General features: G+C 38.4%; 10 protein-coding genes. All 10 read right to left on the reverse strand.

Annotation, left to right across the window (positions count from 1 at the left end):
- Nucleotides 1-114: 114 nt before the first annotated feature.
- The 10 genes from rpsB to H0184_RS01410 all read right to left on the reverse strand — a co-directional run bounded on the left by rpsB (nt 115) and on the right by H0184_RS01410 (nt 12,411).
- On the reverse strand, nt 115-819 hold the full coding sequence (gene rpsB, locus H0184_RS01365; protein WP_179161220.1) for a 30S ribosomal protein S2: 705 nt from the start codon (nt 817-819) through the stop codon (nt 115-117).
- 191 nt (nt 820-1,010) lie between these two features.
- Nucleotides 1,011-1,790, reverse strand: a complete 780-nt coding sequence (codY, locus tag H0184_RS01370) for a GTP-sensing pleiotropic transcriptional regulator CodY (protein WP_221820023.1) — start codon at nt 1,788-1,790, stop codon at nt 1,011-1,013.
- A gap of 69 nt (nt 1,791-1,859) precedes the next feature.
- Entirely contained in the window at nt 1,860-3,263 is a 1,404-nt protein-coding gene (hslU, locus tag H0184_RS01375) for an HslU--HslV peptidase ATPase subunit (RefSeq protein ID WP_221820025.1), read from the reverse strand.
- A gap of 17 nt (nt 3,264-3,280) precedes the next feature.
- Nucleotides 3,281-3,823 carry an ATP-dependent protease subunit HslV gene (gene hslV, locus H0184_RS01380; protein ID WP_221820026.1) on the reverse strand — a complete coding sequence of 181 codons (543 nt, stop codon included), beginning with the start codon at nt 3,821-3,823 and terminating at the stop codon, nt 3,281-3,283.
- A 347-nt stretch (nt 3,824-4,170) separates the two neighbouring features.
- Complete coding sequence (trmFO, locus tag H0184_RS01385) at nt 4,171-5,478, reverse strand: FADH(2)-oxidizing methylenetetrahydrofolate--tRNA-(uracil(54)-C(5))-methyltransferase TrmFO (RefSeq protein WP_221820028.1); 1,308 nt, start codon at nt 5,476-5,478, stop codon at nt 4,171-4,173.
- 206 nt (nt 5,479-5,684) lie between these two features.
- The gene (topA, locus tag H0184_RS01390) at nt 5,685-7,763 is read right to left on the reverse strand and encodes a type I DNA topoisomerase (protein WP_221820029.1); all 2,079 of its coding nucleotides are present in this window, start codon (nt 7,761-7,763) and stop codon (nt 5,685-5,687) included.
- A gap of 438 nt (nt 7,764-8,201) precedes the next feature.
- Nucleotides 8,202-9,068, reverse strand: coding sequence for a DNA-processing protein DprA (dprA, locus tag H0184_RS01395; protein WP_221820030.1), 867 nt, complete (start codon nt 9,066-9,068; stop codon nt 8,202-8,204).
- A gap of 259 nt (nt 9,069-9,327) precedes the next feature.
- Nucleotides 9,328-10,230 carry a succinate--CoA ligase subunit alpha gene (sucD, locus tag H0184_RS01400; protein WP_034675699.1) on the reverse strand — a complete coding sequence of 301 codons (903 nt, stop codon included), beginning with the start codon at nt 10,228-10,230 and terminating at the stop codon, nt 9,328-9,330.
- A 23-nt stretch (nt 10,231-10,253) separates the two neighbouring features.
- Nucleotides 10,254-11,414 (reverse strand): ADP-forming succinate--CoA ligase subunit beta, encoded by a 1,161-nt coding sequence (gene sucC / locus H0184_RS01405; RefSeq protein ID WP_221820031.1) that lies wholly within the window; start codon nt 11,412-11,414, stop codon nt 10,254-10,256.
- Nucleotides 11,415-11,634: 220 nt separating this feature from the next.
- On the reverse strand, nt 11,635-12,411 hold the full coding sequence (locus tag H0184_RS01410) for a ribonuclease HII (RefSeq protein WP_221820033.1): 777 nt from the start codon (nt 12,409-12,411) through the stop codon (nt 11,635-11,637).
- Nucleotides 12,412-12,478: the final 67 nt, after the last annotated feature.

The following is a 12,478-nucleotide window of genomic DNA, read 5'->3' on the forward strand; positions in this document are numbered from 1 at the left end:
AATCGCTTATGTACATACTATTAGCTTAGCCACCTGAGCGCTAAGGTAAACCTTTAAAAAAAGGTGATAAAGGGTCTCCCTCTTATCACCTTTTATTAGTTCAAACTATTTGAATTAAGCTTCTACAGCTACTTCTTCACCTTGTTTTGCTTCAAGGATAGCATCAGCCATTTTACCAGTTAAAAGCTTAACCGCACGAATCGCATCGTCATTCGCAGGAATAACTACATCGATTTCGTCTGGATCACAGTTAGTATCAACAATTCCTACGATAGGAATGTTCAACTTTTTAGCTTCAGCAACTGCGATACGCTCTTTACGAGGGTCGATGATGAAAAGTGCATCTGGAAGCTGCTTCATATCTTTAATTCCGCCTAGAAATTTTTCAAGACGTTCTTGTTCTTTCTTTAATTGAACAACTTCTTTTTTAGGTAATACTTCGAAAGTACCGTCTTCTGACATTCTTTCGATATCTTTTAAGCGGCCAATACGCTTTTGGATAGTTTCAAAGTTAGTTAAAGTTCCACCCAACCAACGTTGGTTAACAAAGTACATACCTGAACGAGCTGCTTCTTCTTTAACAGAATCTTGAGCTTGTTTCTTAGTACCAACAAAAAGAATCGTTCCGCCGTTAGCAGCAAGATCTTTTACCCAGTTATAAGCTTCTTCAACTTTCTTAACTGTTTTTTGTAGGTCGATGATATAGATACCGTTACGCTCTGTGAAGATATATTTCTTCATTTTTGGGTTCCAACGGCGAGTTTGGTGTCCGAAGTGTACACCAGCTTCAAGCAATTGTTTCATTGAAATTACTGACATGTTTTTTTCCTCCTATGGTTTCGTTTTCCTCCGCTTGTCTCATATTTGAACAGCAACTGTTTTTACAGCACCGGCTGTTAAATCAACAAGCGTGTGTAATAACACCGTTAAATAATATAGCATATGAAAAGATAACAATCAAGTTTTACTTCAGAAAAAAATCCCCGGTAAAACCAGGGATTTAATTTCTATTAGTTAGATCTCAACTTATCAAGTTCAACTAGGAATTTATCGTTTAGCACTTTGATATACGTTCCTTTCATACCAAGAGAACGTGATTCAATTACTCCAGCACTTTCAAGCTTTCTTAGAGCATTAACAATTACAGAACGAGTAATACCTACACGGTCTGCAATCTTTGAAGCAACAAGCAGGCCTTCGTGACCATTTAATTCTTCAAAGATATGTTCAATCGCTTCAAGTTCGCTGTAAGATAATGAACTGATTGCCATTTGAACAACAGCCTTACTTCTAGCTTCTTCTTCAATTTCTTCTGACTTTTCACGTAAGATTTCCATTCCAACAACAGTTGCACCATACTCAGCAAGAATAAGGTCATCATCATGGAACTTTTCTTCCAATCTTGCAAGGATTAATGTTCCCAGACGTTCACCGCCGCCAATAATTGGCACAATAGTGGTTAATCCTTCACGGAATAGGTCTCTATTTTCAACAGGAAATGCTGTGTATTGACTTTCAACATCAAGATTTGAAGATGTCTCTTGAATATTAAATAGACCATTAATATATTCTTCAGGAAATTGTCTATCCTCCAGCATTTTTTTCATACGGTCATTTTCGATTTGCTGATTTATAGCAAAACCTAAAAGCTTACCACGGCGGCTGACAACGAAAATATTTGCTTCAATTACTTCACTTAGGGTCTCTGACATTTCCTTGAAATTCACAGGTTTTCCTGCTGCTTTTTGTAATAATACATTAATCTTTCTTGTTTTTGTAAGTAAATCCATCTGTTTCTTCCTCCTAATTAACTGCAACCATTATTAAGTTTTATTGTTATAAATATTCAAATTTGTAATTTACAATATAAATTGGCTTAAATCTTTATTTTTCGAAATTGCTCCAAGCTTATCATCAACATACTGTGGAGTAATCGCTATTTTCTCCATTAAAATATCTGGTGCTTCAAAAGATAAGTCTTCTAGTAACTTTTCCAATATTGTGTGAAGTCTTCTAGCCCCAATATTATCCGTATTTTGATTCACTTCGAAAGCAACCTCAGCAATTCTACGAATAGCATCGTCAGAAAATTCAATTTGTATACCTTCTGTTTCTAATAAAGCTTGATATTGTTTAATTAGAGCATTATCAGGTTCAATCAAAATCCTGAAGAAATCATCCACTGTTAATTTAGTTAACTCAACACGGATTGGTAAACGCCCTTGTAATTCTGGGATTAAATCTGATGGTTTTGACATATGAAAAGCACCAGCAGCAATAAATAAAATATAATCGGTTTTAATGGATCCATATTTCGTTACGATTGTTGAACCTTCAACAATTGGTAAAATATCTCGCTGGACCCCTTCACGAGAAACATCTGCTGATGAACCACCTGCATTTTTACTTGCAATTTTATCAATTTCATCTATAAAGATAATTCCTGTCTGTTCTGCACGGTAAACAGCTTCCGTTGTAACCTCGTCCATATCAATCAATCTTGCCGCTTCTTCATTCGTTAGCACTTTTCTTGCTTCACTAACTGTCAATTTCCGTTTCTTGCGTTTCTTAGGCATAAAGCTGCTCAATGCATCTTGCATGTTCATACCCATTTGTTCCATTCCTGATCCTTGAAGCATATCAAACATGGAAGGCGTTTGCTCTTCAACTTCCACCGTAACAATTTCGTCTTCTAATTGACCGAGAGCAAGCTTCTCCCTAACAATTTTTCGTTTTTCAGTCACGGAGTAATCTTCTTGGTGAGTTTCTTGCTCAGCAGTTTGATTGCCGCCGCCAAACAACATCTCAAGCGGATTTTTATAATTTTGTGCTTTTTTCGCAGATGGAACAAGTAAATCAACAAGCCTTGCATTTGCGTTTTCCTCAGCACGTTCTTTTACAGCTAACATTCTATCTTCTTTCACTAATCTGACAGATGTTTCAACGAGGTCACGAACCATAGATTCAACATCACGGCCAACATAGCCGACTTCCGTAAATTTAGTAGCCTCTACTTTAACAAATGGTGCACCAACTAACTTGGCAATTCTACGGGCAATTTCTGTTTTACCTACACCGGTTGGACCTATCATTAAAATATTTTTAGGAATAATTTCTTCACGGAGTTTTTCGTTTAACAAACCTCTTCTGTAACGATTTCTAAGTGCAACTGCAACTGCCTTTTTTGCATCTTTTTGACCGATAATATATTGATCAAGTCTTTCAACAATTTGGCGCGGTGTTAGGTTGTCTGTTTTAGCCATTGTAAGGTTCCCTCCCGTTAGAGCTCTTCCACGATAATGTTGTGGTTTGTATACACACAGATTTCAGCAGCTATTTCTAAAGAAGCCTTTGCAATTTCTTTTGCAGAAAGATGGTCACCTGCATATTTCTTTAGTGAGCGTCCAGCTGCTAACGCATAATTACCACCTGATCCGATTGCTAAAATTCCATCGTCAGGTTCAATTACTTCTCCTGTTCCCGATACGAGGAGTAAATCTTCTTTATTCATGACGATTAACATTGCTTCTAGCTTTCTTAGTACCTTATCACTTCTCCACTGTTTAGCTAGCTCTACTGCGGCTCTTTGGAGGTTACCGTTATATTCTTCTAGTTTCCCTTCAAACATCTCAAAAAGGGTAAATGCATCTGCAACAGATCCGGCAAATCCTGCCAATACTCTTCCATTAAATATCTTTCTTACCTTTTTTGCTGTGTGCTTCATCACTACTGCATTACCAAATGTGACTTGGCCATCACCAGACATTGAACATTGACCATTATGATGGACTGCAAATATCGTCGTAGCATGAAATTGGTTCATCATTAATCCTCCTCTTGCATTTCTATTAGTAAACCTATGTAACAAGAGATTATCATAAGAAGACAAGTGCATTACACTAGAATAGTATGAAAACTTTATTCATTTATTCCCTTTTAAGTATGGGCATATACGTTTCAATTGTTCCATTAAACCTCACTTGTTCACCCATGAACAAGAAAAAATTCACGTCCGAGCATATTGGATTGTCCAATTGTATATTGTCGTTAATTTCTCACCATTTGTAAATGGCTATGTACTAACGTTAATAAATTAGTCACATTATTAATATATCCACATCACAAAGGCTACTAAAGCGTAACACACTTCTTTCTCCCTTGCAATAAAATTTACAAAACCTTCACAAAGTTCTGAATTGTTTCTAATGCCCTATTTGCATGCTGCAGATTACGCTCCTGTTTCCCCTTAATCTTCTGAGGTAAATCCGGGAATAGCCCAAAATTAGCATTCATGGGTTGGAAATTTTTCGCATTCGCCGTTGTAATATAACGCGCCATGCTTCCAATTGCTGTTTCCACAGGAAATTCAAGCGGTTCATTGCCCATAGCTAACCTAGCAGCATTGATTCCAGCGGCTAGTCCACTTGCAGCTGATTCAACATAACCTTCCACACCTGTCATCTGACCTGCGAAAAACAGATTTTCTCGTTCCCTAAATTGATACGAAGCTTTAAGTACCTTAGGTGAATTGATAAAAGTATTACGGTGCATAACCCCGTAGCGAACAATTTCTGCATTCTCAAGACCTGGAATTAACTGAATGACCTCTTTCTGCGGACCCCATTTTAAATGGGTTTGAAAGCCAACAATATTGTAAAGAGTGCCTGCAGCATCGTCTTGACGCAATTGTACAACAGCATAAGGTCTTTTCCCTGTTTTTGGATCTTCTAAACCAACTGGCTTTAGCGGACCAAATAACATTGTTTTCTTTCCTCTTTGTGCCATAACTTCAATTGGCATACAGCCTTCGAAAAAGATTTCCTTTTCAAATTCCTTTAAAGGAACTGTTTCAGCTGCAATTAACGCATCATAAAATGTGTTGAACTCTTCCTCCGTCATTGGACAATTTAAATAAGCAGCTTCACCTTTATCATATCTCGATTTTAGATAAACCTTATCCATATTAATGCTGTCCTTTTCAAGAATAGGTGCAGCAGCATCATAAAAATAAAGGTAATCCTCACCTGTTAAAGATTTTAATTGCGCAGATAACTCAGGGCTCGTTAGTGGACCTGTAGCAATTATTGTGATCCCCTCTGGTATCTCTGTCACTTCCTCATTGATTACTGTTACATTTTCATGATTTTTTACCATATCTGTCACTTTTGCCGCAAACTCATGCCGGTCTACCGCTAAAGCTCCTCCAGCTGGAACTGAGCATGCATCCGCAGCAGCAATAATTACAGAGTCAAGTAACCTCATCTCTTCCTTTAATACACCGACAGCATTTGTCAAAGTATTGGCCCTTAAGGAGTTACTGCATACCAATTCAGCAAATTTATCCGTATGATGTGCAGGTGTTTGTTTAACTGGTCTCATCTCATAAAGCCGGACTTTTACACCGCGTTTAGCAATCTGCCACGCAGCCTCACTTCCAGCCAAACCTGCCCCGATTACATTTATTGTGACATCGTTCATATATTTACCTCCTGATTTTTCAAAGCTGATGATCAATCATTTTAGCTTTACTTTTTACTATGATTACTTTTCCCTCTTTTTAGCCCATCTTGCATTGTACTATACGAATCAAAAACAAAAAAGTTTTATGATTATAAAAAAAGCAGCAGCCCCTTGGCGCTGGAGTTGGAATGAAATAAATAGAAAAGAGTGAGCTGTGCTCACCCTTAGCTTTGTGGTTCTTCTTTGTAATCACATTCTGTACATTGTACTTGGACACCCTTTTTTAATTTCTTTTCTACGAGTGTTCCTTCACATTTAGGACAGGCCCTTGGTAAAGGTTTATCCCATGAAATAAATTCACACGCTGGAAACGTGTCACAGCCGTAAAAGATTCTTTTCTTCTTACTTTTACGTTCAATGATATTTCCCTCTTTACATTTTGGACAGGTAACTCCGATTTCTTTTACAATGGCTTTTGTATTCCGGCAATCCGGAAAATTGCTGCACGCCATGAACTTACCATATCTGCCCATTTTAAACACCATTGGATTATTGCATAATTCACAATCCTCGCCTGCTGGCTCATCTTTGATTTCAACTGATTGCATTTCTTTTTCTGCAATAACAAGATGTTTCTCAAACTCCTGATAAAACCCGTCAATGATTTTAACCCAGCTGACTTTTCCGTCTTCAACATTGTCTAAATCCTGCTCCATTTTGGCGGTAAAATCAACATTGATAATATCCGGAAAGAATTCTAAGATTAATTCATCGACAATTTCACCTAACTCAGTAGGAACAAATCTTTTATTATCAAGTGCAACATATCCTCGCTTTTGGATTGTATCTAAAGTTGGTGCATAGGTAGATGGACGTCCGATACCTAGTTCTTCAAGAGTTCTCACTAATCTAGCCTCTGTGTACCTTGGCGGCGGCTGCGTAAAATGTTGTTTTGGTTCAATATCCTTTTTGAAAACAACATCACCTTCTTGTAGATTTGGCAGCATTTTATCCCGTTCCTCAACTTGATCATCTGAACCTTCCACATACAGCTTCATAAATCCCGGAAACTTTATTTTTGATCCAGTTGCACGGAATAGGACATTCCCATTTTGCAAGTCAACGCTCATCGTATCCATGACAGCCTGTGCCATTTGACTAGCTAGAAACCTCTCCCAAATTAATTTATATAACCGTAATTGATCCCTTGATAAAAATTGCTTCAGACTGTTAGGGTCACGTAATACACTAGTCGGACGTATGGCCTCGTGTGCGTCTTGTGCATTGCTTTGTTTTTTTTCTTTTCTTTGATCTTCTTTTAAGTACTCCTTGCCATATTCACTAAGGATATATTCTGCAGCCTCTTTTTGAGCTACTTCAGATATACGGGTCGAGTCTGTTCTCATATAGGTGATGAGACCCACTGTTCCTGATGAACCAAGTTCAATTCCCTCGTATAATTGCTGTGCCAGCATCATTGTTTTCTTAGCACGAAAATTGAGTTTCCTAGCTGCCTCCTGCTGGAGGGAAGATGTGATAAATGGAGGAGATGGATTTCTTTTTCTCTCTTTTTTGGTTACAGAAACCACCTTGAAATTATCGCCTTCCATTTGTTTTAAAATCTCATTAACATCTTGTTCAGATTTCAACTCTGTTTTCTCTTTGTTAGCTAGAGAGAAATAAGCCGCACTAAAGTGATCTTTCCCCTTAAGCAATTCTCCTTCTATGGTCCAATACTCTTCTGGAATAAATGCTTTTATTTCATTCTCTCGTTCTATGATTAAACGAACCGCGGTAGATTGTACGCGTCCGGCACTTAGTCCTTTTTTTACTTTTTTCCAGAGAAGCGGGCTAATGTTATAACCGACTAGACGATCTAAAACTCTTCTTGCTTGCTGAGCATCAACTAAATCCATATTGATTGGCCGCGGGTGCTTAAACGATTCTTTAATTGCCTCTTTGGTAATTTCATTAAACACAACACGACAGTCTGAATGTATATCTACATTTAAACTATGTGCAAGGTGCCATGCAATAGCTTCCCCTTCACGATCCGGGTCAGCTGCGAGATAAACTTTTTTTGCTTTTTTGGCTGCTGTCTTTAGCTCTTTTAAAACTGGGCCTTTTCCGCGAATCGTAATGTATTTAGGTTCAAAATTATTTTCTTTAGAGACACCCATTTGACTTCTAGGCAAATCACGGACATGTCCCATGGAAGCTTTAACTTTATATTTTTTTCCTAAGTATCGCTCGATTGTTTTCGCTTTAGCCGGCGATTCTACTATTACCAGAAACTCTGACATGCTAATAATCCTCCTCAAGGGGATATAGAAGTGTAAAGCACCCTGAAGTCACAATCAATTCAGACCTGCTTACATTTGAGAAGTTTTCCTAAATTCCAAGTTTTCGAACTTGGACCGGAGAAAATACTTTACAAAAATGACTTATCCCAATTTTTTTACTTTTTATATAATGAATCCTGGACAGAATGGATTACATATTCGGTAATAATATTTATTATTCTTCATTAAATGACTACTGATGTCAATGATAACGAAACCGTTTACAACTAATTAATGATAATCATACGCCAAATTATTCCTATTTACACATTCTTTTTTCGGATATCTGTTGGAAAATGTATAACATATTAGAAAAAATTTCAAGCTTTTTTAGGATAATTCTCAAATTACCCAAAAAATACCTTCAATATCTATGGATATTCATTGGTATAAAAAATGTTATATTCGAAGTTCTTCCAAAATATCCTCACTTCGCATTACTAGTTTTGCACCTTGTTGAATTAGGTCATTCGTCCCCTGCGAATGTGGATTAAAGATACTGCCCGGCAGCGAAAAAACCTCGCGGCCTTCATTTAGTGCATAGCTCGCTGTAATTAGTGAGCCGCTTTTTCTTTTTGCTTCTATTATAAATGTACCATTTGACATCCCGCTGATAATTCGGTTACGTGCTGGAAATTGCCACCGTACTGGCTTGGTATCTGGGGGATATTCAGAAACGACAAGCTGTGTCTTCATCATTTCTATAGCTAATTCAACATTTTCCTTCGGATAGATATGATTAAAACCCCCGGCTATAACAGCAATGGTTGCCCCCCCGTTTTTCATTGCATATTCATGAGCAAGAGTGTCAATCCCATTTGCCAAACCACTGACAATGACTAATCCTTTTTCCACTAATGGAGGAAACATTATTCGGATTGCATTCCTCCCATATTGAGTTGATTCTCGCGAACCCACTACTGCCAGTTTGTGCTGTTTTCCCAGCAAAGATAGATCACCCTTGGCAAATAACACCCAGGGCGGCTGATAGATTTCTTTTAAGAGCCCGGGGTAATCTTCATCTAGGATGGTGATCGTCTTAATTCCGTTATTTTCGTACTGCCGGATTTGTTCAGTGATAAATTTTGTTTGTAATGGTGTTATTGAAGGAAAGTTTGTTTGTGTTGTAGAAGGGAATAGGTTTTGTTGGATGTAGTGTGGTTTTATTGGGAGAGATGTGTCTTTTTTTAAATAATGTAATGCTGCATTCCAGGAAATACCGGGACTATGCATTAAAGCTATGAGTTTTTCTCTTATTTCATCCATTCTTGGCCTCCACTAATTGAAATTCGGCTGTGTTAATAGGTTGTCGATTTGTGCTCCAGGCACTTCGCTTTCCGCAGGCGGTTCGGGAAGCCTCCTCGGCGCTGGTGCGCCTGTGGGGTCTCCCCTGTCCCGTCCTCCTGCAGGAGTCTCGTGCCTTCCGCAAAAATCAACAAGTTCTAAAAACAACAATTCCCCTTAACACAGCCCTAATTAGAAAAGAGAAATAGCCCCTTAGGGATAGGGACTATTTCTACTATTCTTAGTGTGTTTTACACTTGTCGTATATACCTTGTTCTTTTAGTACTTCGATTAATGTTTCACCCATAACGGATGGTGTATCTGCTACTTTAATTCCGCATTCGTTCATTACGCGGATTTTTTCGTCTGCAGTTCCTTTACCGCCTGAAATAATCGCACCAGCATGGCCCATGCGCTTTCCAGGAGGCGCCGTACGCCCGCCGATGAAGCCGACAACAGGTTTAGTCATATTGGCTTTTACCCACTCCGCAGCTTCTTCTTCAGCTGTACCGCCGATTTCACCAATCATGATAACCGCATAGGTTTCAGGATCTTCATTAAACGCTTTTAATACGTCGATAAAGTTTGTACCGTTAACTGGGTCGCCGCCAATTCCAACAGCTGTAGTTTGACCAATTCCAGCTTGAGTTAATTGATGTACAGCTTCGTAAGTTAATGTTCCGGAACGGGAAACAACACCAACATGGCCTTTTGTATGGATGTAACCAGGCATAATGCCAATTTTACATTCATCAGCTGTAATGACACCAGGGCAGTTAGGACCTACTAAACGAGTCTTTTTGCCTTCCATATAACGTTTAACTTTGACCATATCTAATACTGGGATGTGCTCAGTAATACAGATGGCTAAATCTAATTCAGCATCGACAGCTTCAATAATGGCGTCTGCTGCAAATGGTGCTGGAACATAGATAACAGAAGCAGTAGCGCCTGTAGCAGCAACAGCTTCACTTACTGTGTTAAATACAGGTACTCCTTCTACTTCCATGCCGCCTTTACCTGGAGTGGTACCTGCAACAATTTGTGTACCGTATTCTAGCATTTGTTTTGTATGAAAAAGGGCAGTTGAACCTGTAATCCCTTGAACTATAACTTTGGTATCTTTATTAATAAAAACGCTCACGATAATTCCCCTTTCTTTCGATCCTATTTCACTAATGAAACGATTTTTTGTGCACCGTCAGCCATAGATTCTGCAGGCGTAATAGCTAATCCAGACTCAGCCAGGATTTTCTTACCTAAATCAACGTTTGTTCCCTCTAAACGAACAACAAGAGGTACACTTAGCTGAACTTGTTTCGCTGCTTCTACTACACCCTCAGCAATGACATCACATTTCATGATTCCGCCAAAGATATTAACAAAAATACCTTTTACGTTTGGATCAGAAAGGATAATTTTGAATGCTTCAGTAACCTTTTCAGCTGTAGCACCGCCCCCAACATCAAGGAAGTTTGCCGGGTCACCGCCGTAGTGCTTAACGATATCCATTGTTGCCATCGCAAGACCTGCGCCATTAACCATACAGCCGATATTTCCATCTAAAGAAATATAGCTTAAATCATACTTTGAAGCTTCGATTTCCTTTGGATCTTCTTCTTCAAGATCACGGTATGCTAGTACATCTTTTTGACGATATAAAGCATTTGAGTCAAAGTTTAACTTTGCATCCAATGCCATTACTTTTCCATCACCTGTTACAACTAATGGATTGATTTCGGCAATTGAGCAATCCTTTTCAATGTAAGCACTGTATAAGCCCATCATGAATTTAACCGCTTGATTGACAAGCTCTTTTGGAATGTTGATATTAAATGCGATACGACGAGCTTGATAAGGCATTAAGCCAACAACCGGGTCAATTTCCTCTTTGAAGATTTTCTCCGGAGTTTTTTCCGCCACCTCTTCGATTTCAGTTCCGCCTTCTTCAGAAGCCATAAGAACAACTCTAGATGTAGCACGATCTAAGACAAGACCAACGTAGTATTCCTTTTTAATGTCGCAGCCTTCTTCAATTAATAGACGTTTAACTTCTTTACCCTCAGGACCTGTTTGGTGTGTAACCAACGTTTTCCCTAGGATTTCAGTTGCATATGTACGCACTTCATCAAGGTTTTTAGCAACCTTTACACCGCCAGCTTTACCCCGACCGCCAGCATGAATTTGCGCTTTTACTACACATACCTGTGTGCCTAATTCTTTCGCGGCTTCAACTGCTTCTTCTACACTGAATGCCACTTTTCCGTTAGGAACACTTACCCCATATTTTCTGAGGATTTCTTTCCCCTGATACTCATGGATATTCATTTCCCATCCTCCTATCAAACTCTTCAAAAAATTGACTCCGTTTTCATTTTATATAATGACAGAAACCTTGTCCACAGTTATGCGTAAAAAAATTATTATCCTCATAATATTTTAAATTATCATATCTCATAATTAAAGCGCTTTCATATGTAAATAGTCCAAACTTTTACAGCTAATTGTTTTCTAAAAATAACAAAACAAGCCTATCAAGCTTGCCTTGTTATTCATTGCGCACCATGTTCTTTATAGGTGCAAAGCTTTTTCGATGATACGGCGTAATGCCATATCGTTCAACAGCCTGGATATGTTCTTTTGTCCCATAGCCCATGTTATTCTCAAAACCATATTCCGGAAATTCTGCTGATAATTCAATCATAAGAGAATCTCTGGCCACTTTTGCCACGATGGATGCCGCCGCTATTGATACGCTCTTTGCATCACCTTTAATGATAGGTTCCACTATATAAGGTGTTTCCAGCTTCATAGCATCGACTAATAAAACTTCTGGCTTAGAAGCTAATGAGGCAATTGCAGCTTTCATTGCCTTTTTGGTAGCCTCGTAAATATTAATAGAATCTACTTCAACTGCATCAATCAATGCGACACTAACAGCTATTGCATCTCTTCTAATAATTTCATCATATTCAATCCGCTTTTTCTCAGAAAGCTTTTTGGAATCATTAATACCTGGCAAATAAAAATCCTTTGGTAAAATTACTGCCGCGGCTGCTACTGGGCCTGCAAGCGGCCCCCTGCCTACTTCGTCCACACCAGCAATATACTTATATCCCTGCAAACGCCATTTATTTTCGTAGACATTCATTTCAAGAAATTTTTCCTGCAGTTGTCGTTCTTGTTCCTTTTTCCTATACCATTTATGTATTAATTGTTGAACCCCTTTGCGCTCATCCTGTTGGAGTTTCTGAATTATAGGGTCACTTTCATCCTTTATGCCAATAAGCTGTTGTTCTATTTCTGCTATTGTCTGTACTTTCATTTTCCTCACCCGTTGTAATAATACCTTCTCACGCACTTATTTACAATGCCAAAAATAAACAAAAAAA

The organism is Neobacillus niacini (assembly GCF_019749295.1).
Classification (GTDB): domain Bacteria; phylum Bacillota; class Bacilli; order Bacillales; family Cytobacillaceae; genus Neobacillus; species Neobacillus niacini_D.

Bases quoted from the DNA above. Each gene is read 5' to 3' on its own strand.
- rpsB (WP_179161220.1), bottom strand. From the start codon at position 819: ATGTCAGTAATTTCAATGAAACAATTGCTTGAAGCTGGTGTACACTTC.
- codY (WP_221820023.1), bottom strand. From the start codon at position 1,790: ATGGATTTACTTACAAAAACAAGAAAGATTAATGTATTATTACAAAAA.
- hslU (WP_221820025.1), bottom strand. From the start codon at position 3,263: ATGGCTAAAACAGACAACCTAACACCGCGCCAAATTGTTGAAAGACTT.
- hslV (WP_221820026.1), bottom strand. From the start codon at position 3,823: ATGAACCAATTTCATGCTACGACGATATTTGCAGTCCATCATAATGGT.
- trmFO (WP_221820028.1), bottom strand. From the start codon at position 5,478: ATGAACGATGTCACAATAAATGTAATCGGGGCAGGTTTGGCTGGAAGT.
- topA (WP_221820029.1), bottom strand. From the start codon at position 7,763: ATGTCAGAGTTTCTGGTAATAGTAGAATCGCCGGCTAAAGCGAAAACA.
- dprA (WP_221820030.1), bottom strand. From the start codon at position 9,068: ATGGATGAAATAAGAGAAAAACTCATAGCTTTAATGCATAGTCCCGGT.
- sucC (WP_221820031.1), bottom strand. From the start codon at position 11,414: ATGAATATCCATGAGTATCAGGGGAAAGAAATCCTCAGAAAATATGGG.
- H0184_RS01410 (WP_221820033.1), bottom strand. From the start codon at position 12,411: ATGAAAGTACAGACAATAGCAGAAATAGAACAACAGCTTATTGGCATA.